The sequence below is a fragment of the Nonomuraea sp. NPDC049695 genome, from assembly GCF_040674955.1.
GTDB classification, from domain to species: Bacteria; Actinomycetota; Actinomycetes; order Streptosporangiales; family Streptosporangiaceae; genus Nonomuraea; species Nonomuraea helvata.
The window spans coordinates 1-23,439 of sequence record NZ_JBFANV010000062.1; the positions used below are offsets into that span (position 1 = coordinate 1).

The 23,439-nt window shown below is 71.5% G+C and carries 23 protein-coding genes; 15 read left to right on the forward strand and 8 right to left on the reverse strand.

Annotated elements, in window-relative coordinates:
* On the forward strand, positions 1-342 hold a 342-nt coding region (locus tag AB0J64_RS38500), incomplete at its 5' end, for a transposase (protein WP_364038752.1).
* On the opposite strand, the gene AB0J64_RS38505 is transcribed toward AB0J64_RS38500, so the two are convergent.
* Positions 325-1,317 carry a MerR family transcriptional regulator gene (locus tag AB0J64_RS38505; RefSeq protein WP_364038755.1) on the reverse strand — a complete coding sequence of 331 codons (993 nt, stop codon included), beginning with the start codon at positions 1,315-1,317 and terminating at the stop codon, positions 325-327. The genes AB0J64_RS38500 and AB0J64_RS38505 overlap by 18 nt on opposite strands.
* A gap of 114 nt (positions 1,318-1,431) precedes the next feature.
* On the opposite strand from AB0J64_RS38505, the gene AB0J64_RS38510 reads away from it, so the two are divergent.
* On the forward strand, positions 1,432-1,899 hold the full coding sequence (locus tag AB0J64_RS38510; protein ID WP_364038758.1) for a DNA starvation/stationary phase protection protein: 468 nt from the start codon (positions 1,432-1,434) through the stop codon (positions 1,897-1,899).
* A 311-nt stretch (positions 1,900-2,210) separates the two neighbouring features.
* Positions 2,211-3,233 (forward strand): alkaline phosphatase PhoX, encoded by a 1,023-nt coding sequence (locus AB0J64_RS38515; protein WP_364038761.1) that lies wholly within the window; start codon positions 2,211-2,213, stop codon positions 3,231-3,233.
* Here AB0J64_RS38515 and AB0J64_RS38520 read toward each other — a convergent pair whose 3' ends face one another.
* Positions 3,234-3,830, reverse strand: a complete 597-nt coding sequence (locus tag AB0J64_RS38520; RefSeq protein ID WP_364038764.1) for a TetR/AcrR family transcriptional regulator — start codon at positions 3,828-3,830, stop codon at positions 3,234-3,236.
* Between the two features lie 98 nt (positions 3,831-3,928).
* Between AB0J64_RS38520 and AB0J64_RS38525 the strand changes: the two genes are divergently transcribed.
* Positions 3,929-6,103, forward strand: a complete 2,175-nt coding sequence (locus AB0J64_RS38525; protein WP_364038767.1) for an MMPL family transporter — start codon at positions 3,929-3,931, stop codon at positions 6,101-6,103.
* Here AB0J64_RS38525 and AB0J64_RS38530 read toward each other — a convergent pair.
* Positions 6,072-6,983 carry a helix-turn-helix domain-containing GNAT family N-acetyltransferase gene (locus AB0J64_RS38530; protein ID WP_364038770.1) on the reverse strand — a complete coding sequence of 304 codons (912 nt, stop codon included), beginning with the start codon at positions 6,981-6,983 and terminating at the stop codon, positions 6,072-6,074. The genes AB0J64_RS38525 and AB0J64_RS38530 overlap by 32 nt on opposite strands.
* Before the next feature lie 31 nt (positions 6,984-7,014).
* Between AB0J64_RS38530 and AB0J64_RS38535 the strand changes: the two genes are divergently transcribed.
* Entirely contained in the window at positions 7,015-7,920 is a 906-nt protein-coding gene (locus AB0J64_RS38535) for a beta-propeller fold lactonase family protein (protein WP_364038773.1), read from the forward strand.
* 53 nt (positions 7,921-7,973) lie between these two features.
* Positions 7,974-9,314, forward strand: coding sequence for a N,N-dimethylformamidase beta subunit family domain-containing protein (locus tag AB0J64_RS38540; RefSeq protein ID WP_364038776.1), 1,341 nt, complete (start codon positions 7,974-7,976; stop codon positions 9,312-9,314).
* An 8-nt stretch (positions 9,315-9,322) separates the two neighbouring features.
* Here AB0J64_RS38540 and glpK read toward each other — a convergent pair whose 3' ends face one another.
* Positions 9,323-10,795 carry a glycerol kinase GlpK gene (gene glpK, locus AB0J64_RS38545; protein ID WP_364038779.1) on the reverse strand — a complete coding sequence of 491 codons (1,473 nt, stop codon included), beginning with the start codon at positions 10,793-10,795 and terminating at the stop codon, positions 9,323-9,325.
* Positions 10,796-10,917: 122 nt separating this feature from the next.
* On the opposite strand from glpK, the gene AB0J64_RS38550 reads away from it, so the two are divergent.
* On the forward strand, positions 10,918-11,943 hold the full coding sequence (locus AB0J64_RS38550) for a 6-phosphofructokinase (RefSeq protein ID WP_364038782.1): 1,026 nt from the start codon (positions 10,918-10,920) through the stop codon (positions 11,941-11,943).
* 126 nt (positions 11,944-12,069) lie between these two features.
* Here the strand turns inward: AB0J64_RS38550 and AB0J64_RS38555 are convergent, their stop codons facing one another.
* Both AB0J64_RS38555 and AB0J64_RS38560 read right to left on the reverse strand, forming a co-directional pair.
* Positions 12,070-12,885 carry an MHYT domain-containing protein gene (locus AB0J64_RS38555; protein ID WP_364038785.1) on the reverse strand — a complete coding sequence of 272 codons (816 nt, stop codon included), beginning with the start codon at positions 12,883-12,885 and terminating at the stop codon, positions 12,070-12,072.
* Positions 12,886-12,948: 63 nt separating this feature from the next.
* Entirely contained in the window at positions 12,949-13,806 is an 858-nt protein-coding gene (locus tag AB0J64_RS38560; RefSeq protein WP_364038788.1) for an MHYT domain-containing protein, read from the reverse strand.
* Between the two features lie 113 nt (positions 13,807-13,919).
* Between AB0J64_RS38560 and AB0J64_RS38565 the strand changes: the two genes are divergently transcribed.
* The 3 genes from AB0J64_RS38565 (at position 13,920) to thiI (ending at position 17,312) form a co-directional block, all read left to right on the forward strand.
* On the forward strand, positions 13,920-15,017 hold the full coding sequence (locus AB0J64_RS38565; RefSeq protein WP_364038791.1) for a DUF5931 domain-containing protein: 1,098 nt from the start codon (positions 13,920-13,922) through the stop codon (positions 15,015-15,017).
* A gap of 391 nt (positions 15,018-15,408) precedes the next feature.
* A complete protein-coding gene (locus AB0J64_RS38570; protein ID WP_364038794.1) occupies positions 15,409-16,050 on the forward strand; it encodes a response regulator transcription factor in 642 nt (213 codons plus the stop codon).
* Between the two features lie 62 nt (positions 16,051-16,112).
* The gene (gene thiI / locus AB0J64_RS38575) at positions 16,113-17,312 is read left to right on the forward strand and encodes a tRNA uracil 4-sulfurtransferase ThiI (protein WP_364038797.1); all 1,200 of its coding nucleotides are present in this window, start codon (positions 16,113-16,115) and stop codon (positions 17,310-17,312) included.
* Positions 17,313-17,324: 12 nt separating this feature from the next.
* Here thiI and AB0J64_RS38580 read toward each other — a convergent pair whose 3' ends face one another.
* Complete coding sequence (locus AB0J64_RS38580) at positions 17,325-17,612, reverse strand: YiaA/YiaB family inner membrane protein (protein ID WP_364038800.1); 288 nt, start codon at positions 17,610-17,612, stop codon at positions 17,325-17,327.
* Between the two features lie 166 nt (positions 17,613-17,778).
* On the opposite strand from AB0J64_RS38580, the gene AB0J64_RS38585 reads away from it, so the two are divergent.
* The 5 genes from AB0J64_RS38585 (at position 17,779) to AB0J64_RS38605 (ending at position 22,244) form a co-directional block, all read left to right on the forward strand.
* The gene (locus tag AB0J64_RS38585; RefSeq protein ID WP_364038802.1) at positions 17,779-18,375 is read left to right on the forward strand and encodes a molybdopterin-dependent oxidoreductase; all 597 of its coding nucleotides are present in this window, start codon (positions 17,779-17,781) and stop codon (positions 18,373-18,375) included.
* A gap of 54 nt (positions 18,376-18,429) precedes the next feature.
* Positions 18,430-19,575, forward strand: a complete 1,146-nt coding sequence (locus tag AB0J64_RS38590) for a histidine kinase (protein ID WP_364038805.1) — start codon at positions 18,430-18,432, stop codon at positions 19,573-19,575.
* A 66-nt stretch (positions 19,576-19,641) separates the two neighbouring features.
* Complete coding sequence (locus tag AB0J64_RS38595; RefSeq protein ID WP_344985277.1) at positions 19,642-20,382, forward strand: LytTR family DNA-binding domain-containing protein; 741 nt, start codon at positions 19,642-19,644, stop codon at positions 20,380-20,382.
* A 37-nt stretch (positions 20,383-20,419) separates the two neighbouring features.
* Positions 20,420-20,713 (forward strand): hypothetical protein, encoded by a 294-nt coding sequence (locus AB0J64_RS38600; RefSeq protein ID WP_364038808.1) that lies wholly within the window; start codon positions 20,420-20,422, stop codon positions 20,711-20,713.
* 40 nt (positions 20,714-20,753) lie between these two features.
* The gene (locus AB0J64_RS38605; protein WP_364038811.1) at positions 20,754-22,244 is read left to right on the forward strand and encodes a cation acetate symporter; all 1,491 of its coding nucleotides are present in this window, start codon (positions 20,754-20,756) and stop codon (positions 22,242-22,244) included.
* A gap of 349 nt (positions 22,245-22,593) precedes the next feature.
* Here the strand turns inward: AB0J64_RS38605 and AB0J64_RS38610 are convergent, their stop codons facing one another.
* Positions 22,594-23,433: a deoxyribonuclease IV gene (locus AB0J64_RS38610; protein ID WP_364038814.1), complete on the reverse strand. Its 840-nt coding sequence runs from the start codon at positions 23,431-23,433 to the stop codon at positions 22,594-22,596.
* Positions 23,434-23,439: the final 6 nt, after the last annotated feature.

Sequence of the window (23,439 nt, forward strand, 5' to 3'; positions counted from 1 at the left end):
CAGCGGCGCACCCTGCACTCCTGGGCGTTCGCCCAGATGATCGAGTTCACCCGCTACAAGGCCGTACGGGCCGGGGTCGCCTTCATGCTGGTCGATCCCGCCTACACCAGCCAGGCCTGCCCGGAATGCGGATGGACCAGCAGAGCGAACCGGCCGGCACGGGGCCGCTTCGCCTGCACCCGGTGCGGCCTCGCTGGGCACGCCGACCACATCGCGGCCCGCAACATCGCCCAACGCGGCGCCGCGGGCTGGGCTGCTGTCAACCAGCCACACGCTACCGGCCTCCCTTCAGCCAGACGGGCCCGTGAGAGCAAACCACCGGCATCAGCCGGTAGTAGTTGACGTGAGTTCCCTCTCTTCGAGCACCGCGAGCAGCGGCGCCGCCGCCGCAAGCACCGCCTGAACGTCCTCCTTGGAGGGGACCCGGCCCGCGTCCAGCACGAGCCGCACCCCGTCTGCCAGCCTGACCTCTGTGACCACCCGGGCAGCGCTTCCCTCGTGGGCCGCCCCTAGACCGGCCGTTCTGGGAGCCCGTGCGGCCGCCTGCCCGGGCCGATCAGCCCAGAACCGCCGCCTGACGTGCTCCCCACCGGCCCGTGCGACGCCGTCCGGGGGTTGTGCGGTGCCGGTCGTGGCCTGTGCCACGTCGTCATCGGCCCACATCGCATCGGGCTCGGCCGCCCGGCGCTCGGCCGTGTCACGCCGGGCCCCGGCGCCGTCGTGGGCGGCGCGGGTGTCGCCTGCCGGGCCGTCGTGCGTGGCATCGGCACCGGCTCCTGGGCCGTCATGTGTGGCGCCGGCTTCCGGCCTCGCGTGGTCGGTGGCCGCCAGCCCGTGCTGCGGCGGTGCCTCGCCGTGCAGCGCGTCCTCCAGCCAAGTCGCCCCGTCTGCCCGTGGCGTCGTGTCCGGGCTCCAAGCGGCGGCCGGTCTCGGGGTGGTGCTTGGCTCAAGGGCGGTGGCGAGTCCCGGGCCGGAGGGGGAGGGCCCGTCCGGTGATCCGGAGGTGGGTGCCAGGCCGGCCGTGGCCTCCAGCATGCGATCCGTGGCGCCGGCCAGCGCCGCTTGGATCTGGGCGATCGAGTGGCCGGCCGCCTGCAGGCGCTTGACGGCAACGAGCTGCAGCAGGTGTCTCCGGCCGTACTGGGCGATCCTGCCGCGCCTGGTCAGAGGCGGGTCCACCAGGCCGATCGTCGTGTACCACCTGATCAGCCGCTCTCCGGGCACGTCACGGACCCGGCCGTTGGCGGACGCCGCGCCGCCGCGCAGGGCGCGCGCCGCGTGCTCGGCCAGCTCGCCGATGGTCCAGGTGTCGCTCATACCTCCACCATGACACTGTCATTATTACACTGTCAATAACGGCATGGAATGCCTGCCGCCCTGTCGTTGTCGTTCTAAATAGGGAAAAGTCCTACTTACAGGGAGAAATGCGACATGGCGAAGATCACCGGCCCCCTTTCGGGCGAGGCCAAGAACACCGTCGCGGAGGCTCTGCAGGGCGCCCTGGTCGATCTCATCGACCTCTCGCTGGTCGCCAAGCAAGCACACTGGAACCTCATCGGTCCGCACTTCCGTTCGATCCATCTCCAGCTCGACGAGCTCACCGACCTGGCCAGAACGCACATGGACACCATCGCCGAACGCGCCGTCGCGATCGGCGCCAACCCGGACGGCCGTTCCGCCACGGTCGCCAGGGCCACGAAGCTCCAGCAGCCGGAGTCCGGCTGGCTGGAGGACGGCAAGGTGGTGGCGACGATCACCGATCTCCTGGACGGCGTCAGCAAGCGGATGCACGAGCGGGTCCGGACGACCGAGGAGGCCGACCCGGTCAGCCAGGACCTGATCATCTCGGTGGCGCAGGACATCGACAAGCAACACTGGATGTTCCAGGCCATGGGCTGACCTGCACCGGCCTGGCCTGCACTGGCCTGACCTGCACCGGCCTGGCCTGCACTGGCCTGGCCTGCACTGGCCTGGCCTGCACTGGCCTGACCTGCACCGGCCTGGCCTGCACTGGCCTTACCTGCACTGACCTGCCAGAAAGCCCGGGAGCCCGATCGGGAGCCCGGGCTTCGGCATGCCTCCCGCCGCACGTGGAGCGGCCACGCCCGCTGCCCCGACGGTCCGGGGTTTGCGAAGAGTTTGATGTCGCGAGTCCCTGCCATTCATGTCGGTGCGGTCGACTAGCGTGGCACCTAGAGGGAGGCCCCACGATGTCCCACAAGACTCTCCTCCGCACGGGCCCGCTCTGGCGGGGCGGCACCAGCCCGTACGGTCCGCTCGGCCTGCCGGGCGCGGACGACCTCGCGCTGCCCTCCGGGTTCACCGGCAGGGTGGTGGCCAGTTCGGGCCAGAAGGTCGCCGGGCTGACCTGGCACGCCGCTCCCGACGGCGGCGCCTGCTTCCCCGACGGCGCCGGCTGGATCTACGTGTCCAACTCCGAGCTCCCGCTGCTCGGCGGCGCCTCGGCGCTGCGCTTCCGCCCCGACGGCACCGTCGGCGACGCGTACCGCATCCTGTCGGGCACCGACCTCAACTGCGCGGGCGGCGCCACGCCGTGGCACACCTGGCTGTCGTGCGAGCTCGGCGACCGCGGCCGCGTCTTCGAGTGCGACCCCTACGGCGCGCGGGCCGCGCGCCCCCGCCTGGCGATGGGCCGCTTCAGGCACGAGGCCGCCGCCTGCGACCCGGAGCGGCGCGTGATCTACATGACCGAGGACGAGCCCGACGGCTGCTTCTACCGGTTCAGGCCCGGAGACTGGGGCGACCTGACGGAGGGCACGCTCGAGGTCCTGTGCTCGGAGGGCCGCTGGCAGGCGGTGCCGTCACCGGCGGCCCTGTTCACGGCGGCCCGCCACCAGGTCGAGGACGCCCGCCACTTCGACGGCGGCGACGGCTGCCACTACGCGGGCGGCGTGTGCTACTTCACCACCAAGGGCGACACGGGCCTGTGGGCCTACGACGCGCAGACCTCCACGCTCGACCGGCTCTGCGAGGGCGTGCGCGCCATCACCGCCGCTCCCTCGGGCGACCTGTACGTGGCCAGGGAGACGACGGAGATCGACGTCATCACCCCCGACCGCGAGGTCACGCCGTTCCTCAGGCTGGAGGGGCGCCCCGGAGCGGAGCTGACCGGGCTGGCCTTCTCGCCGGGCGGCGAGCGGCTCTACTTCTCGGCCAGGCGCGGCCGCACCGAGGGTCACACGTTCGAGGTGGCGGGGCCGTTCCGCGCCTGATCAAGCGGTCAGATAGCGCACCAGCATGACCTTCAGCTCCTCCACCAGCTCCGCGCCGCGCTCGGGCGGCGCGGAGGTCACCAGCGGCATCACCGCCTTCACCATGGCCACCGCCATCGTCCCCATGAGCGCCGCGCGCTCCTCCGGCAGGCCGGGGGAGCGGCGGCGCAGCATGGCGGCGACCTGCCGGGCGATGTCGGCGTGGAGACGCTGCGAGGCCGCGGCCAGCTGATCGCCGGTCGCCGACCCGTACAGCAGCGACCAGTACGCCGGTGACGCGCCCTTGAACCGGACGCTCTCGTCCACGAGCTGCCCCACCAGCGCCTCCAGCGGCACCTCCGGGGTGACGGCGGCCAGCCGGGCGGCCCAGAACTCCTGGCGGTCGACGGTGTAGCGGGCCACCAGCCCGTCCAGGATCTCCTCCTTGTTGCGGAAGAACTGGTACAGCGACCCCGGTGACATCCCCGCCCGCGCGGCGACGTGGTTCGTCGTCATCTCCGGATAGCCCACCTCGGCGATCACCGACTCGGCGGCGTCGAGGATCTCCGCCATGCGCTTCAGGCCGCGCGCCTGCCGCCGGACCGTGCGTTCAGGCATGGGTCTCCTCGTTGACAAATACGAGCATTAACTTGTATTTCTGGTTCGGCAACGAAAACACGAGCAGTTTACCGGGTTGGCTCGGCGGGAAGGCGAACATGGCAGCGAACACGCAGGTCCGGCCAGCTCGAGAGGCGACGGGCGGGCCACCGCTGCGCAGGCTGGGATTCCTCCTCGTACGGCGCCGCAGGATCGTGCTGGCGCTGTCCGCCGTCGTGCTCGTCGTGGCCGCGGCGCTGGCGGCGGGGGCGGTGCCGCGGCTGTCGCTGGCCAGGTTCGAGGCGCCGGGGAGCGAGTCCGACCGGGCGCAGAGCGAGCTGGACCGGCGCTTCGGCACCGGCAGCCCCGACCTGGTCTTCCTGGTGACCGCCAGGTCCGGCACCGTGGACGACCCCGCCGTCGAGGCCGAGGGCAGGGAGCTGACCGCGCGGGTCGCCGCGCAGGAGGGCGTCGCCGAGTCCGCCTCGTACTGGACCCGGGGCAGGCCCGCCACCCTGCGCAGCGAGGACGGCAAGCACGCGCTGATCGTGGTGCGCGTCCCCGGGGACGCCGGTCACGTGCGCGCGCGGGTCCTGCCCAGGCTCGTGCCCGAGATCACCAAGGGCACCGGCCTGCTCCAGGTGCGGGCCGGGGGAGGGGAGGAGGTCTTCAGGGAGACCGTGCCGCTGGCCAGGCAGGACTTCGTCCGGGCCGAGCTGGTCATCTTCCCGCTGGCGTTCGTGCTGCTCTGGCTCTACCAGCGGCGGGCCATGGCGGCCCTGGTGCCGATCCTCGCCGGGGTGCTCGCGATGGTGATCGGCCTGGCGCTCCTGCGAGGCGTCCTGCTGTTCGCCGATATCTCAACGTTCGCCCTCAACCTGACGCTGGCCATGGGGCTCGGGCTCGGCATCGACTACTGCCTCTTCGTGATCCAGCGCTTCCGCGAGGAGACACGGCGCGGCGCCGACCGGGCGAGCGCGGTCGCCGGCGCCGTCGAGCACGCGGGGCGGACCGTGCTGTTCAGCGGGCTCACCGTGGCCGCGTCTCTGGCCGTGCTGTTCGCGCTGCCGTTCGACTTCCTGAGATCCTTCGCGTACGCGGGCATCGCCGTCGTGGTCGGCGGCCTGTTCGCGGCGGTGATCGTGCTGCCCGCGGCGCTCGCCTCGATCGGCGGCACGATGCTGCCCAGGCGGGTCCGGCCTGAGCGGGAGTCCGGGTTCTGGCACGCGCTGGCCACCAGGGTGATGCGCCGGCCCCTGGTCTTCGGCGGGCTGGCCACGGCGGTGCTGCTGCTGCTCGCCTCGCCGCTCCTGGGGCTGCGCTTCGGCGCGGCGGACGATCGCATCCTGCCGCCGGAGGCGTCGTCCCGGCAGACGCAGGAGGTCATCCGCCAGTCCTTCCCCGCGGAGGAGAGCGACGCCATCCAGATCGTCGCGAAAGATCGGGCGTCGGGTGATATTTCGCAGTATGCCGCGACACTCTCCCGCCTGCCCGGCGTCGCCCAGGTCGACTCCGCCGCCGGCTCGTTCACGGACGGCCGGCGGGCAGGCGACGGCGACACCCGGAGGTTCCAGGGGCAGGGCGCGTGGCTGTCCGTGGTCCCGTCCGGCGAGGCGCTGGCCGGCGACCCCGTGCGGCTCGTGGCGGCCGTACGCGCCGTCGAGCCGCCCTTCGAGGTCCTCGTCGGCGGCTACCCGGCCGAGCTGGCCGACTACCGGGCCTCAGTCGTCGACCGGCTCCCGCTGGTGCTGGCCCTCATGCTCGGCGTCACGTTCCTGGTCCTGTTCGGGATGACCCAAAGCCTGATCCTCCCGATCAAGGCCTCGCTCATGAACCTCCTCAGCCTGGGCGTCATGTTCGGGGCCGTCGTCTGGGTCTTCCAGGACGGCAACCTCTCCGGCCTGCTCGGCTTCACCCCGACGGGCACGCTCGACCCCAGCATCCCGATCCTGATGCTCTGCGTCGCGTACGGCCTGTCGATGGACTACGAGGTGTTCCTGCTCTCCCGCATCAAGGAGGAGTACGACAGGACGGGCGACACCGAACAGGCCGTGGCCACCGGCCTGCAAGGGGGAGCGCCGCTGATCACGGCCGCCGGCGGCATCCTGGCGCTCACGTTCGCCGCGTACGCCACGGCGCAGGTGGCGTTCGTGCAGATGCTCGGCGTCGGCATGGCGGTGGCCGTGCTGGTGGACGCCACCGTGATCAGGGCGGTGCTCGTGCCGAGCCTGATGCGCCTGGCGGGCCCGCTCAACTGGTGGCCTAGAGGTCGCGCGACCACACCTGCTCGGTGACCTCGACCCCGTTCTCGGTCCCCGCCTCCTCCGACTCCAGCTCGAACCCGGCCGCCTGGTAGATGCGCCGCGCGCTCACCAGGCAGTCGCGGGTCCACAGCGTCATCCGCTTGTACCCCTCCGCCCTCGCGTGCCGCAGGCACTCCTCCACGAGCCGCCGCCCGATCCCGAGCCCCCGGGCGGACGGCTCCACCAGCAGCATCCGCAGCTTGGCCGTCGTCTCGTCCTCGCGCACGCAGAACACGCACCCGGCCCGCTCCCCGTCCACCTCGGCGATCCACCCCGCGTCGCGCGAGAAATCCAGCTCGCCGACGATCCTGGCGACGAGTTGCTCGAAGCCGGTGCCCCAGCCGTACTCGCGGGCGTAGAGGTCGCCGTGCCGGAAGGCCACCCAGCCGAGGTCGCCGGTGCGCGGGGGCCTGATCACATAGGAGCGCTGCCCGCCCTCCGGCCCCAGCAGGCGCCTGATCTCGGCCATGCCGGTGACCAGCCGCTCCTGGCTCTCCTCCGGCAGCCCGGCCAGCAGCCGCTCGATCTCCCCGGCCGAGCGCTCGTCGAGCGATCGGAACGTCTCCGCGCCCGCGGGCGTGAGCCGTACGAGCTGCTTGCGCGCGTCCGACGCGGAGCGCTCGCGCGCGACCAGCCCGTCGGCGTCCAGCCGGGTCAGAATCCTGCTGAGGTAACCCGCGTCCAGGCCGAGCAGGGTGCGCAGCTCCCCGGTCTCCATCGCCGCGCTGTGCGCCAGTTCGAACAGCACCCTCACCTCGGTCAGCGAATACGGCGAGTCGAGCAGGCCCGCCTGCAGCACGCCGATCACTTTCGTATAGAACCGGTTGAAGGCCCTGATCTCAGAGACTCTTGCCTCTGTCAATGAATTCATTGCTCTAGTCAACCATGGAAGGATCCCGGCTGTGAAGCAGGTCTATGTAGGCGGATACGGCCCCGGCATCTGCGCGCTCGGCGACGGGCTGCGCGCCCGCGTCGCGTCGCCGTCGTTCCTGGCCGCTCATCCCACCCTGCCGGTGCTGTACGCGGCGGGCGAGCTCCAGCGCGGCTGGCTGAGCGCGTTCCAGGCCGGGCAGACCCTGAGCCCGCTGGACGAGCGGCCGAGCGAGGGCGACAGCCCCTGCCACGTCGCCGTGGATCCGACGGGCAGCGTGCTCGCGGTGGCCAACTACGGCGACGGCACGGTCGTCATCTACCGCCTCGACTCCCGGGGCGCGTTCGAGGGCGATCCGATCGTGCTGCGCCACAAGGGCTCGGGCCCGAACAAGGACCGCCAGGAGGGGCCGCACGCCCACCAGGCCGTCTTCCACGACGAGATCCTGCACGTCTCCGACCTCGGCACCGACGAGATCCGCCGCTACCGCTACGACGGCACCCCCTTGGAGCCGATCCCGATGAACCCGGGCACGGGCCCGCGCCACTTCGCGTTCGTCGGATCCCGCCTGTACGTGGCGGGCGAGCTCGACGGCACCGTCACCCTCATCGACGGCGAGCGCCGCACCGTCGTCCCCGCCTCCCGCGAGGACGTCGAGAACTGCCCCTCCCACCTCCACATCGAGGGCGATCTCGTGTACGTCGCCAACCGCGGCCCCAACACGATCACGGTGCTGCGCGCCGCGGACCTGTCACCCGTGGCCGAGGTGTCGTCGGGCGGCGACTGGCCGCGGCACTTCGCCATCGACGGGACCACCATGTACGTGGCCAACCAGCAGTCGAACGCCGTCACCCTCCTCGAGCTGAAGGACGGCGTGCCCCAGCCCTCCGCCCGGGGGTACGAGGTCGAACGCCCGTCCTGCGTGCTGATCATGTAAGGAGTTCGCCAAGTCGCGGCCCACGGGGGTGGTCCGGCCACGACCATGAGCGGGTGCGAAAGGTCCTCGTCCTGCTCCTTCTCGTGGCCGGGTGCGGCGGAATGCCCCCGGCCCCGGCCCCGACCCCCGAACCGGGCACTCCGAGCCCGTCCGCCACCACGGACGTGCACGAGTCGTGGCGCATCAGCGAGCGCGGCGCGGAGCACGAGATCGAGGGCTACGCCGACCAGGTGAGCGTCCTGCCGGGCGAGCGCTTCCACCTGCGGGTCTCCACGACCGCGCCGCGCTTCTCCGCCAGCGCCTTCCGCATGGGCGCGAACCCGGCCAAGGTCTGGGAGTCGCCCGAGGTCAAAGGGGAGCGCCAGGCGCCCATGAAGATCGTGGGCGGCCCGACCGCCGGCACGGTCTCCGCCGCGCACTGGCGGCCCTCGCTCGGCGTGGACACCGCGGGCTGGCCGGAGGGCGCGTACCTGATCAGGCTCGACGCCTCCACCGGGGGCCAGCGCTACGTCCCGATCACCGTGCGCTCGGCCTCCACCGCCGGCCGCGTGGTGATCCTGAACGGGGTCACGACCTGGCAGGCGTACAACCTGTGGGGCGGCCGGAGCCTCTACGAGGGCGCCGGCGGGTTCGACGGCCGCTCCCGCGCCGTCACCTTCGACCGCCCGTACGACCGCGACGGCGCCCGGCTCTTCCTGGACTTCGAGAAGGACGCGCTGGCCGTGGCCGAGCGGAGCCACGTGCCCCTGGCGTACCTGACGGACCTCGACCTCAAGCCGGGCGTGCTCGACGGCGCCCGCGCCGTGGTGTCCCTGGGCCACGACGAGTACTGGTCGCCCGGCATGCGCGCCGTCGTCACCAAGGCCAGGGACAGCGGCACGAACCTGGCCTTCCTCGGCGCCAACGCCGTCTACTGGCGGATCGCGATGCACGGCAGGACGCTCGCCTGCGACAAGGAACGGCTCTGCACGCTGTGGCGGGACTCGCGGCCGGAGAGCGCGCTGGTGGGGCAGATGTACGACTGTTTCCCCGCCGAGGGCGTCTACCGGGTGACCCGGCCGGGCCACTGGATCTTCGCAGGCACCAAGGGCGGGAGCTTCCCCGGGATGGTCGGCGTGGAGGCCGACAAGGTGTCGCCGGGGTCGCCCGGGAACGTCCAGGTGCTGGCGGAGTCGCCGTTCTCCTGCGGCGGGCGGGCGACCGTCTCCCACAGCACCTACTACGTGGCGCCCAGCGGGGCGGGGGTGTTCGCGTCGGGGACGATGCGCTGGGTGTGCGCGATGCGGGGACGCCGGTGCGGGCACGGCGTGCCCGACCGCGCCGCCGCCTTCACCCGCCGTGCCACGGTCAACCTCCTGACGCGCTTCGCCAAGGGCCCGGCAGGCGCCCCCTGACGCGGGCGTCAGCCTGTGACCGACGGGTGGTGGGAGGCCAGCTCGACGGCCTCGCGCCACCGCTCGTAGGCGGCGTCGTCACGGGCGCCGGGCACGAAGCGCCGCTCGAGCTGCCAGGTCTTGCGCAGGTCGGACCTCGATCCCCACACCCCGGCGCCCAGCCCGGCCAGGAAGGCCGCTCCGAGCGCCGTGGTCTCCTGGAGTGCCGGGCGCTCCACCGCCGCGCCGAGCTGGTCGGCCTGGATCTGCATGAGCAGATCGTTGACACTGGCCCCGCCGTCGGCCTTGAGCACCGGCACGGCGCCGCCGGTCATCGCCTCGACCACGTCCCGCACCTCGAACGCGATCGCCTCCAGCGTGGCCCTGACCAGGTGGGCCCGCGTGGTGCCGCGCGTGATGCCGGTGATCAGCCCGCGCGCGTGGGGATCCCAGTGCGGTGCCCCCAGCCCCGTCAGGGCCGGTACGAACACCACGCCCCCGCTGTCGGGCACCGTGCGCGCCAGCGCCTCCGACTCCGACGCCGTGCCGATCAGCCCCAGCCCGTCGCGCAGCCACTGCACGGCGGCCCCGGTCACGAAGATCGACCCCTCCAGCGCGAACGTGCGCTCACCCGACGGCGTCTGCCAGGCCACGGTGGTCAGCAGTCCCTCCTCGGACCTGACGATCTCCCCGCCCAGGTTGGCCAGCACGAACGACCCCGTGCCGTAGGTGCACTTCACGTCGCCCACGTCGAAGCACGTCTGCCCGAACAGCGCCGCCTGCTGGTCGCCGGCCACCCCGCTGATCGGCAGCTCCAGCCCGAGGAAGGCCGACGGCTCGGTGAAGCCGATCGGCCCGTAGTTGGGCACGATCTCGGGCAGCGCGTGCTCGGGCACCCCGAACAGCTCGCACAGCTCGGGCTCCCAGGTGCCGGACGCGAGGCCGTACAGGAGTGTGCGCGAGGCGTTGGACGGGTCGGTCACATGCCGCTTGCCCCCCGTGAGCCTGGCGATGAGGTAGGAGTCCACCGTGCCGACGGCGACGTTGCCGGTCTCGACGCCCTCCCACACGCCCTCTTCGTGCTCGGCCAGCCAGGCGAGCTTGGAGGCCGTGAAGTACGGGTCGAGCCGGAGCCCGGTCAGCTCCGACACGCGCGGCTCGTGGCCCGCGTCGCGCAGCCGCCCGCACATCCCGGCGGTGCGCCGGTCCTGCCAGACGATGGCCCGGCACGGGGCCGCCAGCGTGCGCCGGTCCCACAGGACGGCGGTCTCGCGCTGGTTGGTGAGCCCGACACAGGCCGGTGAGCCGGAGGCGCGGCTCAGCGCCGCGCTGCACGCGGAGAGCGTGGCCTGCCAGATGTCCTCGGGATTGTGTTCGACCCAGCCTGGCGAGGGAAAATGTTGTCTGAACTCCTCGTAGCCCATTGACTCGATTTGCCCGTTATCGGTGACAACGAGCGCGGTCACCCCCGTTGTCCCGGCATCGATGGCCAACACACTCACGAAATCTCCTCGCAATCCATGTTTATGTCGTGGAGCTGTGCGTTTGGTCTAGACCACTGCCCGTGACGGCGGGCACAATGCGAGTCTGACATCAAGGTGACCCCCATCGGGAGGAACCCGCCATGCGTATAGGAGTGCTCACCGGAGGCGGCGACTGCCCCGGTCTCAACGCTGTGATCAGGGCTGTTGTGCGTAAGGGGGTGAGCGTCTACGGTCATGAGTTCGTCGGCTTCCGTGACGGCTGGCGCGGCCCGCTCGAAGGCGACACGATGCCGCTCGACATCCAGGCCGTGCGGGGCATCCTGCCACGCGGCGGCACCATACTCGGCTCCTCCCGCACCAACCCGATAAAGATCGAGGGCGGGGTTGACCGAATCAAGGAGAACCTCGCCGCCACCAGTGTCGACGCCTTGATCGCCATCGGCGGCGAAGACACGCTGGGCGTGGCCAAGCAGCTGTACGACCGCGACGTCAACGTGGTGGGCGTGCCCAAGACCATCGACAACGACCTGTCGGGCACCGACTACACCTTCGGCTTCGACACCGCCGTCAACATCGCGGTGGAGGCCATCGACCGCCTCCACACCACCGCGGAGTCCCACCACCGGGCGCTCATCTGCGAGGTCATGGGCCGCCACGCGGGCTGGATCGCGCTGCACGCGGGCATGGCGGGCGGCGCGAACGTCATCCTCATCCCGGAGCGGCCGTTCGACATCGAACGGGTCTGCGAATACGTCGAGTCCCGCTTCCGCACCCGCTACTCCCCGATCATCGTGGTCGCCGAGGGCGCCCATCCGGTCGAGGGCCAGATGGAGCTGCAGACGGGCGAGCTCGACGCGTTCGGCCACGTCAGGCTGGGCGGCATCGGCGAGAGGCTGGCCAAGGAGATCGAGAAGCGCACCGGCAAGGAGGCCCGCACCACGGTGCTCGGCCACATCCAGCGCGGCGGCACCCCGACGGCGTACGACCGGGTGCTGGCCACCAGGTTCGGGCTGCAGGCCATCGACGCGGCCCATGAGGGCGACTACGGCAAGATGGTCGCGCTGCGCGGCACCGAGATCGTCCGCGTCGGGCTCGACGAGGCCACGGCCGAGCTCAAGACCGTGCCCGCCTCGCGTTACGCCGAGGCCGAGGTGTTCTTCGGCTAGCTGAAAGCGGCTTGCAAGCGCGCGGCCGTACCTTCTGAACCAGCGGGATCACCGCTGCGAGGGTACGGCTTGCGCCGCGGCGAGCAGGCGGCCCACCACGCGTCGCAAGCCGTACCTGGAGATAGCTCAACCGCGGGGCGTGCCGAAGAGATCCACTTCCGGCGCGCCCTCGTCGCTGTCACGCATCCGCGCCTTGTACGCCGCCTCGCTGCGCAGCTCCTTCTCCGACGGAGACAGGATGACGGTGAGCAGCAGGCCCACGGTGATCACGCTGATGCCGACGATCAGCGGCAGGAGGAGGTCGATGGCCCTGGCGCCGGGGACGGGCACCATCTCCGGGTGCGTGGTCACCGACATCGAGTACATCCCCGTGTAGTGCATCCCCGAGACCGCCACGCCCATGACCAGGGCCGCGCCGCCGATCCTGAGCGCGCCCCTGACCCGCAGCGTGAACCAGAGCGCCGCGGTCGCCGCCCCGATCGCGATCAGGACCGAGAGGGAGACCACCGCCGGGTCGTAGGAGACGTGGGCGGACATGTTCATCGCGGCCATGCCGAGGTAGTGCATGCTCGCCACGCCGATGCCGGTCAGGACGCCGCCGCCGAGCAGGAACCCCAGTCGCTCCCCGCCGTGCGAGGCGAGGAACAGCCCCAGCCCCACGAAGACGACGGCGATCAAGGCGGACAGGGCGGTGAGCGGGACGTCGTAGCGGATCACCGAGCCGTTCACCGAGAAGCCCAGCATGGCGATGAAGTGCATGGTCCAGATGCCCGTGCCGCCTATCGCCAGGGCCGCCCCCGCCAGCCAGTACTTGCCCTCGCGCCCGCCGGCGAGGCGGGCTCTCGAGGTCAGCAGCAGTCCGAGCATGGAGCCCACGCTGGACATGACGTACGCGAGCACGGGCGTTAAGAGCCCGAAAGAAAAATGGTCGATCGGCGACATGACCCCCACCCATCCCCTACGCACCGATAAGGGAGTATGAACGGAGAGTCGTCGCCCGCGCAACTACCTCCTGCGTGCCTGCGTGACCCGGCGCGGCTGGGGCATCGGCGCGGGCGGCGCGGGGTAGGTGAGCTGCTGGGCGGTGCGACGGCGCAGCTCAAGCTTGGCCACCAGCTCCGCGTCCTCGTGCATCTCCTCCTCCGACGGCGAGAGGATCACCATGAGCAGCATGGTCAGCGTGATCAGGCTGATCACGGTCATGAGGGGCACCAGGAAGTCGAGCGCGTCGGCGCCGGAGACCGGGCCGGGCTCGGGGTCGACCGTCACGCGCATCGCGTAGATACCGGTGTAGTGCATACCCGACACGGCCACGCCCATGACCAGGGCGGCGAGGGCGATCCAGATGGTCTTCTTCACCCGGAGCGTGAACCACAGCGCCACCGTCGCGGCCACCACCGCGATGGCCACGGAGGCGGCCACGGTGAGGCGGTCGTAGGAGACGTGGGCGGACATGTTCATCGCGTACATGCCCAGGTAGTGCATGGAGGCCACGCCGAGGCCCGTCAGCAGGCCGCCGCCGAGCAGCGCCAGGACGCGGCCGCCGCCGTACGAGACCAGGAACAGCCCGGTGCCCACGACCACGATGGCCACCAGCGCCGAGGCCGCGGTGAGCCACACGTCGTACTTGATCTGGGTGCCCTCCACCTGGAAGCCCATCATGGCGATGAAGTGCATGACCCAGATGCCGGTGCCGCCGATCGAGACGGCCGCCCCGAGCAGCCAGCGCACCCGGGAACCGCCGCGGGAGGCGTGCGCCTGTGCGGTGAGCCGCAGTCCGAGCATCGACCCGATGCAGGACATCACGTAGGCGAGCAGCGGTGTCAGCAGGCCGTAGGTGAAATGATTCACAGCGGTGGTCATCTATCGGTTCCTTGCAATTAGGGGTCCCCGGATTGTGCCATCCGGAATGTCCTATTCGCATGGATACCACGACTATCTGTCAAGTTGCCGTGTCGGAAACGTGAGAGGGGCTCATGGCTATCGAGGGGCCGTTCTGGCGAGCGATCGCGGTGTTCCGCGTCGCGTCCCTCGTGTACGCGGCCGCGCTGATGGCCCAGAACACGGGCTACGAGCACCCGGTGCTGGGCTGGCTGGTCATCGGCGTGATGGCGCTGTGGACGGCGGGGGCGACGTTCGCCTACTCGGCCGAGTCGCTGCGCCGGTGGCCGCTGCTGGCGATGGACCTCCTGGTGACGATGGCGTGCCTGCTGGCCTCCCCGTACGTCGAAGGCGCCGCCCAGGGCGTCCGGGGCACCATGCCCGTCCCCGCCACCTGGATCGCCGCTCCCGTGCTGGCCTGGGCGGTGTGGGGAGGCAGGCGGCTGGGGGCGGTGGCGGCGGCCGTCGTCGCCGCGGGTGACCTGTGGCTGCGCGTACGCGCCCACGAGTCGCCCATCCTGATCAACGGCGCCGTCCTGCTCTTCCTGGCGGGCGTCCTGGTCGGTCACGTGGCCCGGCTGGCGAGGCAGGCCGAGGAACGCATGCAGCGGGCCATCGAGATGGAGGCCGCCCAGCGCGAACGCGACCGGCTGGCCCGCCACATCCACGATTCGGTCTTACAGGTGCTGGCACTGGTCCAGCGGCGCGGGCGTCAGATCGGCGGCGAGGCGGCGGAGCTGGGGCGCCTGGCGGGCGAGCAGGAGGCCGCCCTGCGCGATCTCGTCACGGCCGGCCCGCCGGCCTCGGGGGCGACGGACCTGCGCACCTTCCTGCTGCGGTACGGCTCGCCCGCGGTCACGGTGTCCACCCCGGCGACCCCGCTGGTCCTGCCGGCGGCGGTGGCCCGGGAGGCCGCCGCGGCGGTCGGCGCCGCCCTGGACAACGTCCGCGCCCACTGCGGGCCGGGGGCCCGCGCCTGGGTGCTGGCGGAGTCCGGCGAGGGCACGGTGACCCTCAGCATCAGGGACGACGGGCCCGGGATCCCGGACGGGCGCCTGGACGAGGCGGCGGCCGACGGCCGCATGGGTGTCGCGCGGTCCATCCGGGGGCGTGTGGCCGAGTTGGGGGGTGTGGTGTCGATTGTCAGCGTCCCCGGTCAGGGCACCGAGATCGAGATCACCCTTCCCGCCTGACCTCCTCACGTGATCTCGCCACGTGACCTCCCCACTGGCCGCGGTGCCGCCACTCACGGATGCGCCGCACATGCTCCCGCCGCCCGAAGCCGCCCACGCGCTGCGTCGCCCACGCGTCGTGCTCATGTGCTGCGCCGCGCTCACGCTGCGCCGCGCTCACACCGCCTACGCGCCGCCTAAGCGCCGCGCCACCTACGCGCCGCGCCGGTCGTCCACATGCGGCGGGTGCGCTGGGCGCCCGTTCTCCTGGAAACCGAAAGCCGGCGGCGGCGGTGGGGGTGGTCGGTGGCGTGGGCGTCGCGTCCGCGTTGCGGCACGGCAGGAGGGCGGCCCCGTAGGGGTTCGTCGAGAGGGGCAGGGCAAGGAGGAGAGGCGCGGTTAGAGTTGCGGCATGGTGCGGGTGATGGTGGTGGACGACCATCCCATGTGGCGTGACGGCGTGGCCAGGGATCTCGCCGAGGCCGGTTACGAGGTCGTGGCCGCCGTGGGGGAGGGGCGGCAGGCCGTGCGGGCGGCCGCGGCGGTGCGGCCGGACGTCGTGGTGCTGGATCTGCAGTTGCCGGACATGTCAGGCCCGGAGGTGGCCGCCAGGCTGGCTTCGGCCGAGTCGCCGCCCCGGGTGCTGGTGCTGTCCGCCAGCGCCGAGCAGGGGGACGTGCTCGAAGCCGTCAAGGCGGGCGCGTCCGGATATCTGGTGAAGTCGGCCAGCCGGGAGGAGTTCCTCGACGCGGTACGCCGTACCGCCGACGGCGACGCCGTCTTCACCCCGGGCCTCGCGGGGCTCGTGCTGGGCGAATACCGGCGGCTGGCCGCGCAGTCGGCGCCCGCCGAGGGGCCGCGGTTGACCGAGCGCGAGACCGAGGTGCTCAGGCTGGTCGCCAAGGGCCTGACGTACAAGCAGATCGCCGAACGGCTCGTGCTCTCCCACCGCACGGTCCAGAACCACGTCCAGAACACCCTGGGCAAGCTCCAGTTGCACAACCGAGTGGAGCTGGTGCGATATGCGATCGAGCAGGGACTCGACGCGGACTAAACTCAAGGGGGCGCGACGTTGGCATCAACGCGCGCATTCCCCGTCTTCCCGGAGGTTCCACCATGACGATGTCTGCCCTGGGCGAGCCGTGCGTTCTGCTCAAGCTGGGCGAGATCGTCCTCAAGGGCAAGAACCGCGAGCTGTTCGAACGCCGCCTGATCAGCAACATCCGCGACGCGCTCCGGTCCCTCGACCTCAAGCTCGACGTGCGCAAGCGACATGGCGTGATCGCGATCTTCCTGCCCCAGGGCGCCACAGCCGAGCAGGCGGAGGCGGTGGCCCAGCGGGTCTCCGAGGTGCCGGGGCTGGTGTGGATCCACCGGGCCTGGCGGGTCGCCAAAGACCCCGACGCCGTGCTGAAGGCCGGTGTGGAGCTGGTGGGCGAGAGCGAGGAGGCCAAGCGGGGCGCCCGCTTCGCGGTCCGCTCCCGCCGCCGCGACAAGCGCTTCCCGCTGCGCTCCAACGAGCTCGACCGGCTCGTGGGCGGCGCGATCAACGATGAGTACGGCCTGCCGGTCGATCTGAAGAACCCCGAGCTGACGGTGTTCATCGAGGTCGACAGGGACGAGGTGTTCGTCTTCACCGGCGGCATCCCCGGTCAGGGCGGCCTGCCCGTCGGCAGCAGCGGCCGGGCCCTGGTGCTCATGTCGGGCGGCATCGACTCGCCCGTGGCGGCGTACCGGATGATGCGGCGCGGCCTGCACGTCGACTTCCTGCACTTCTCCGGCATCCCGTTCACCACCTCCGAGTCGATCTACAAGGCGTACGCGCTGGTCAAGAAGCTCGACAGGTTCCAGGGCAGGTCGCGGCTGTGGGTGGTGCCGTTCGGCAAGGCGCAGCAGTCGATCCGCACCTCGGGCCAGGACCGCCTGGCGGTGATCGCGCAGCGGCGGCTCATGCTCAAGACAGCCGAGGAGGTCGCCCACCGCATCCACGCCTCCGCGCTGATCACGGGCGACGCGCTCGGCCAGGTCTCCTCCCAGACCCTGGCCAACATCACCGCCCAGGACAACGCGGTGGACATGCCGATCCTGCGCCCGCTGGTGGGCTGGGACAAGACCGAGATCATGGCCGAGGCGCGGCGCATCGGCACGCTGGAGATCTCCGAGCTGCCCGACGAGGACTGCTGCACCCTGCTGGCGCCCAAGCGGGCGGAGACGCGGGCCAAGATCGAGGACCTGAAGCAGATCGAGAAGCGGCTCGACGCCGAGGAGCTGTGCGTGCAGCTCGCCGACTCGATCCAGGAGTACACGCTGGACTGACCCCGGCCGGTCTCAGGTGTTGACCTTGAACGGGTCGTGCTCGGCCAGCAGCTTGTCCAGCCGCGCCTGGTCCACGCGGTTGGTGACCTCGGAAAGCTCCTGACGATCGCGTACGACCTTGCACAGCGTGACCGTCGAGGTGACGACGTACAGCAGGCCGAGCCCCAGGAACGCCCTGACCCACCCCTGAACGGGCAGGTAGATCAGGGCGATCACCACGGAGGACAGCGAGACGGCGAACGACAGGACCGCCTGGACGTAGAACGCGGTGGTGTGCGTGGGCTGAATGGGCTTCGTCATGCGGCCATCGTGCGGCGGGGCGACCGGCCGCCGCATGGGGTCACGTACTCAAGTTACTCATGAGTACGTGCCGACGGCGGCCGCCTCCCGCCGTACCCGCCCGCGAGGCGCGGATGATCCGATGGCAGGATGGCCCAAGACGGCGAGTCAGGTGAGGGGAGTGATCGTGGAGGAGTCGCGCCTGCCGCCAGGCCAGTACGTGCCGCGCGGCCGACCCGTGATCCACTACGGAAGGGTGCCCCGGTTCAAGCCGGAGAGCTGGGACTTCCGGGTCTTCGGCGCCACCGCGTCCGGCGCGGAGCACTGCTTCACCTGGGGCGACTTCGAGCGGCTGCCCCGTGCGACCCGCATCGCCGACTTCCACTGCGTGACCAAGTTCTCCCTCATGGGCAACGAGTGGGGCGGCGTCACCCCCGCCACGATCATGGAGGCCGCCCCGCCCGGCCCCGGGGTGAGTCACGTGATGATCTGGGCCGAGTACGGCTACAGCGCCAACCTCCGCATGTCCGACTTCACCGCCTCCGACACGCTGTTCGCCCTGGAGCTCGACGAGAAGCCGCTCAGCCCCGACCGGGGCTTCCCGGTGCGGATCGTCGTGCCCCACCTGTACGCGTGGAAGAGCGTCAAATGGGTGCGCGCCATCGAATACCTCCTCGAAGATCGCAGAGGCTTCTGGGAGGAGCGCGGCTACCACAACATCGCCGACCCCTGGCGCGAACAGCGCTACTCCTACCAGGAAGAACCCGGCGAGGGGCCCCCGTAGACTTCACTCCGGGTTTTCCCCCGGACACGCTCCGTTTTGGCTACGGTTTCCCGCATGCTGACCACCGCGTGCGTGGCGCTGTCATCTCTGTTCTTCATCGCCGGCTACGGGCTCGCCCGCGCGCGGCGGCGCCCCCATGCGCTGCCGGAGGGCCGCAGGTCGGACGAGGCGACGTTCACCACGCTGCACATCGCCGCGATGGCCGCCCCCGCCCTGCGCGGCGGGCTCAACCGCGACTCCGCCCGCAAGGCCGTACGGCACCTGCACACGCTGCTCGGCACCCAGGCGGTCGCGATCACCTCGACCGAGGCCGCGCTGGCCTGGGAGGGGGCGTGCACCGACGACGTGCTCACCTACGCCCGCGCCGCGCTGGCGGCGGGCCGGGCGCAGGTGTTCCCGGGGGAGCCGTCCGGGGGTGTCGTGGTGCCGCTGACGGTGGACGGCACGGTGGTGGGGACGCTGGCCGCCTTCGACGAGGAGGTGAGCGCCGGTCTCGTGCGTACCGTCACCGAGGTCGCCCGCTGGGTGTCGGGCCAGCTCGAACTGGCCGAGCTGGACGCCTCCCGGCGGCGCGCCCTGGAGGCGGAGATGCGCGCGCTGCGGGCGCAGATCTCGCCGCACTTCGTCTACAACGCGCTCACCACGATCGCCTCGTTCGTCCGCACGAACCCCAAGCGCGCCCGCGAGCTCCTGCTCGACTTCGCCGACTTCTCCCGGTACGCGCTGCGCAGGGCGCACGACTTCACGACCCTGGCCGACGAGCTGACGTGCGTCGACCGCTACCTGCTGCTGGAACGTGCCAGGTTCGGCGACAAGCTCCGCTTCAGCATGCAGGTGGCGCCCGAGGTGCTGCCGGTGCCCGTGCCGTTCCTGTGCCTGCAGCCGCTCGTCGAGAACGCCATCAAGCACGGCATGCGCGGCCGAGGCGGCAGCGGCGAGGTGCGGGTCGTGGTGCGCGACGCGGGCCCCGAGGCGCACATCACGGTCGAGGACGACGGCGCCGGGATGGACCCGGAGCGCGCGCGGCGGATGCTGGACGAGGACCCGGCCCGCGAGGGCAGCGGCATCGGGCTGGCGAACGTGGACCTGAGGATGCGCCAGATCTACGGCGACGGCTACGGGCTCGTCGTGGAGACGGCGCTGGGCGCGGGCACGAAAGTCAGGCTGCGGGTGCCTAAAACTCAGCTTAGCTCATTGTAGTCAAATCATTACTCTCTGCTGGCGTGTCGCTTGTGACCTTTGCTTTCATACGGCAGCGTGGAGGACATGCTGAGAGTTCTGGCCGTCGACGACGAGGTGCCCGCTCTGGAGGAGCTCGCCTACCTGTTGCGCCAGGACGACAGGATCGAACACGTCGCGACCGCCTCCGACGGCGTCACGGCGCTGCAGGACATGGTGCAGATGATCGGCAGTGGCGAGCGGCTCGACGGGATCTTCCTGGACATCCGGATGCCCGGGCTCGACGGGCTCGATCTGGCCAGGCTGGTCGGCGGGTTCCCCAGCCCGCCGAGGCTGGTGTTCGTGACCGCGCACGAGGAGTGCGCGGTCCAGGCGTTCGAGCTGGAGGCGGTCGACTACCTGCTCAAGCCGGTCAGGGCCGAGCGCCTGGCGGAGGCCGTGCGCAGGCTGGAGGCGGCCGCGCTGTCCGGCCCCGAGCCGGTCCAGGACGAGGTGATCCCGGTGGAGCTGGGCGGGCGCACCCGCTTCGTGCCGCAGCAGGCGGTCTGGTACGCCGAGGCCAAGGGCGACTACGTGCGGCTGCACACCGTGGACGGGAGCTACCTCGTACGCATGTCGCTGGCCGCGCTGGAGCGGCGCTGGTCGGACGCGGGGTTCATCCGCATCCACCGCAGCACGCTGGTCTCCGGGCGGCACGTCAGCGAGCTCAGGTTCGAGGGCGGCCGGGTGACGCTCACCGTCGGCACCGAGACGCTGCAGGTCAGCAGGCGGCACAGCCGGCAGGTGCGCGACCAGCTCGTACGCCAGCACAGGGGCGTGATCTCGTGACAGCGCCCCTAATCATGGGTCGCAGGAGCGTGGTCCGGTGACGGTGGAGCGGCGGATGATCGTGTCGCGCGGGCCGGGCGCGGGCGGGCGGCCCCGCGAGCGGTCCGACCCCGACGAGGACGGGCCCGACGTGACGGCGATCGTGGGGCGGCAGTTGAGACAGGGGCTGCTGACCGTGGGCGCCGTCGTAGGACTGCTGACGGGGATCCCCGTGATCGCCGTGTGGGTGCCCGGCCCCGGGGCCTGGGTGGCGCTCTCGCTGGCCCTGCAGGGCATCTGGGTCGGGCTGGCTGTCCTGCAGCTGAGACGGGCGGAGCGGCTGGAGAGATGAGCGTGCTGCGGCTGAGGCGGCTGCTGAATCCGGCGGCGAGATGACCGTCGCGGTGCTGACCGGGATCGCCTTCGTGCTGGTTCTGGGCGTCATGGTGGGCGCCGCGCGACCTCGCCGCTCGAGCGGCGTCTCCGACTTCTACGTGGCGGCCAGAGCGGTCCCGCCCTGGTGGAACGGCGCCGCGATCTCGTCCGAGTTCACCTCGGCCGCGGCCTGCCTGGGGGCGGCCGGGCTCATCGCCACCCGTGGCGGGCCGATGGTGTGGTACCCGGTGGGGGCCACCGCCGGGTTCGTCGTCATCCTCGCCCTGGTCGTCGCCCCGTTGCGGCGCTCCGGGACGTACACGCTGCCCGACTTCGCCGAGTGGCGGCTCGGGTCGGCCGGGCTGCGCCGCTTCGCCACCTGCTTCGTGCTGGTCATCGGGCTGGCGTTCATGGTCGCGCAGCTCCACGCGGCCGGCGTCGTGGTGCGCCTGCTGACCGGGCTGCCCCCGTGGCTGGGCTGGGCGGCCGTCGCGGCGGCGGCGCTGGTCGTGGCGTTCGCGGGCGGGCAGGGGAGCGTGACGAGCGTGCAGGCCTCGCAGTTCTGGCTGAAGCTGGTCGCGTTCGTCGGCGTGGGGGTGGCGTGCTGGTGGATGGGGGACACGCGGTCCCTCACCGGGTTCGAGGCGGCCTACGGGGCGGGTGCGGCCGGGCCTGCGGGGGCGGGCGACACGTCGCTGGCCGGGGTGCTGGCCGTGCTGCTGGCCTGCGCGTTCGGCACCATGGGGCTGCCGCACGTGATCGTCCGCGTCTACACCAACAGTGACGGCCACGGTGCCAGGCGGTCGATCGTGGCGACGCAGGCCATGCTGGCGGTGTTCTGCGTCGTGCCGCCGCTGTACGGGCTCCTGGGGCACGTACACGTGAGTGGCGCGGCACCGGACGAGATCGTGCTGCTGCTGCCCTCCAGGCTGGCTCCAGGGGCCCTGGGGGACGCGCTCACAGGCGTGCTGGCCGCCGGGGCGTTCGCGGCCTTCCTGGCCACCATGGGCGGTGTTCTCGTGGCGGTCGGCGGCGCGGTGTCGACGTACCTGACCCGGGCCGGCGTGAGCTCCTTCCGCACGGCCGTGGGCCTGGTTCTGCTGGCCTCGCTCGTCCTGACGGCCGTCAGCACCCCGCAGACGTCGGTGGCGCTCGTCCTGATCGGCTTCAGCCTCTCGGCCGCCACGTTCTGTCCGCTGCTGGTGCTGGGGATCTGGTGGCGCCGGCTGACGGACGCAGGGGTGGCGGCCGGGTTCGCGCTCGGCGGGGGACTGACGGCGGTGCTCGTGTTCGGCGAACGGGCGGGCGTGAAAGCAGGCGTGCTGTCCGCCAACCCCGCGCCGGTCGCCGTGCCGGTCGCGTTTGCCGCGATGGTGCTGATTTCCCTGGTCACCCCGGGCCGCCTGCCGCGCGAGGTGGGGCGGATGATGGCCAAGATGCATCTGCCCGAGCATCTCGCGGGCCCACCGGCCTACCGCTCGTCGCACCACAGCAGCCGCTCGCCGTAAGCACACGCTCCGTATATCGCTGACTACGCACCGTTCAACGAGCTGCCGGTGAACAGGGTATCGTCCGCAAGATCGCGACCGTAGTGTTTCGGCATCAGATAGCCATCCCCGGCGCATCGGGGGGGACGAGCCGGGGGGCTCATGACAGGCCTGATGCGCCGGCTTCACCGGTGACCGCGCTGGTCACCACGGCTGCCGGGCCCTCATCGGGGGTAGGGCCCGCCAAGCCGGTCCCGTGAAGGGGCGCCTGCTGAGGCCCTCAGCCGGCCCCGCGATACGGCCCTTCGGGGGCGGCCGGATCGCGCGAGCAGGCGCCCCTGTCGCGATGGGCGCCCCGCCGGGGGCCAGGTCAGCTGTCGCGGAGCTTCTTCAGCAGCGCGATGTCCTCGGCGTGCTTGGGCGCCTTGCCCGGCGTCTCGATGCAGACCGGCACCCCCGCCATGGCCGGGTGCCGCATGAGCTCGGCGAACGGCTGGGCGCCGATGTGCCCGGCCCCGATGTTCTCGTGCCGGTCCTTCTTGGCCCCGCACACGTCCTTCGAGTCGTTGGCGTGGATCAGCTTGAGCCGACCGGGGGCGATGCTGTGCAGAGCGTCCAACGTCTCCTTCACCCCGCCTTCCGCCGCGAGGTCGTGACCGGCGGCGAACGCGTGGCACGTGTCGAGGCAGACGCCGGCCCGCGGGTGCCAGTCGAGCGTCGCCAGATAGGGCTCGAGGTCCTGGACCGTCGCGCACAGCATGGCGCCCTGCCCCGCCATCGGCTCGAACAGCAGGTCGGGCCCGCCCTCGGGGATCTCGTCCAGCAGCGGCAGCAGGTTCTCCCGCAGCTGGCGGAGCGCGTCGTCACGTGACTGCGTGACCGCGGAACCCGTGTGCAGGACGACCCCCTTGGCGCCGATGTCGGCCCCGCGCCGCAGCGTGTGGCGCACGAGCGCGATGGAGTTGGCCAGCGTCTCGGGGCTGGGCGAGCCGAAGTTGGCGAGGTAGGGCACGTGGACGAACGTGTCGACGCCTGACTCCGCCAGCTTGGTGTCCTCGTCGGGCCTGCCCTCGGCGAGCGCCCACCCGCGGGGGTTGGTGACGAACACCTGGATCATCTCGGCGCCGATCTCGGCCATGTACTTGAGGCCGCCCGTCGCCAGGCCGCCCGCGACGAGCACGTGCCCGCCGATCAGGGATGTTGGGGTCATGATGGC

Coding starts and splice junctions, on each gene's coding strand:
- AB0J64_RS38550 (WP_364038782.1), top strand. CDS start 10,918: ATGCGTATAGGAGTGCTCACCGGAGGCGGCGACTGCCCCGGTCTCAAC.
- AB0J64_RS38605 (WP_364038811.1), top strand. CDS start 20,754: ATGACCGTCGCGGTGCTGACCGGGATCGCCTTCGTGCTGGTTCTGGGC.
- AB0J64_RS38610 (WP_364038814.1), bottom strand. CDS start 23,433: ATGACCCCAACATCCCTGATCGGCGGGCACGTGCTCGTCGCGGGCGGC.
- AB0J64_RS38505 (WP_364038755.1), bottom strand. CDS start 1,317: ATGAGCGACACCTGGACCATCGGCGAGCTGGCCGAGCACGCGGCGCGC.
- AB0J64_RS38555 (WP_364038785.1), bottom strand. CDS start 12,885: ATGTCGCCGATCGACCATTTTTCTTTCGGGCTCTTAACGCCCGTGCTC.
- AB0J64_RS38560 (WP_364038788.1), bottom strand. CDS start 13,806: ATGACCACCGCTGTGAATCATTTCACCTACGGCCTGCTGACACCGCTG.
- AB0J64_RS38590 (WP_364038805.1), top strand. CDS start 18,430: ATGCTGACCACCGCGTGCGTGGCGCTGTCATCTCTGTTCTTCATCGCC.
- AB0J64_RS38565 (WP_364038791.1), top strand. CDS start 13,920: ATGGCTATCGAGGGGCCGTTCTGGCGAGCGATCGCGGTGTTCCGCGTC.
- AB0J64_RS38525 (WP_364038767.1), top strand. CDS start 3,929: ATGGCAGCGAACACGCAGGTCCGGCCAGCTCGAGAGGCGACGGGCGGG.
- AB0J64_RS38520 (WP_364038764.1), bottom strand. CDS start 3,830: ATGCCTGAACGCACGGTCCGGCGGCAGGCGCGCGGCCTGAAGCGCATG.
- AB0J64_RS38580 (WP_364038800.1), bottom strand. CDS start 17,612: ATGACGAAGCCCATTCAGCCCACGCACACCACCGCGTTCTACGTCCAG.
- AB0J64_RS38595 (WP_344985277.1), top strand. CDS start 19,642: ATGCTGAGAGTTCTGGCCGTCGACGACGAGGTGCCCGCTCTGGAGGAG.
- AB0J64_RS38510 (WP_364038758.1), top strand. CDS start 1,432: ATGGCGAAGATCACCGGCCCCCTTTCGGGCGAGGCCAAGAACACCGTC.
- thiI (WP_364038797.1), top strand. CDS start 16,113: ATGACGATGTCTGCCCTGGGCGAGCCGTGCGTTCTGCTCAAGCTGGGC.
- AB0J64_RS38515 (WP_364038761.1), top strand. CDS start 2,211: ATGTCCCACAAGACTCTCCTCCGCACGGGCCCGCTCTGGCGGGGCGGC.
- AB0J64_RS38530 (WP_364038770.1), bottom strand. CDS start 6,983: ATGAATTCATTGACAGAGGCAAGAGTCTCTGAGATCAGGGCCTTCAAC.
- AB0J64_RS38570 (WP_364038794.1), top strand. CDS start 15,409: ATGGTGCGGGTGATGGTGGTGGACGACCATCCCATGTGGCGTGACGGC.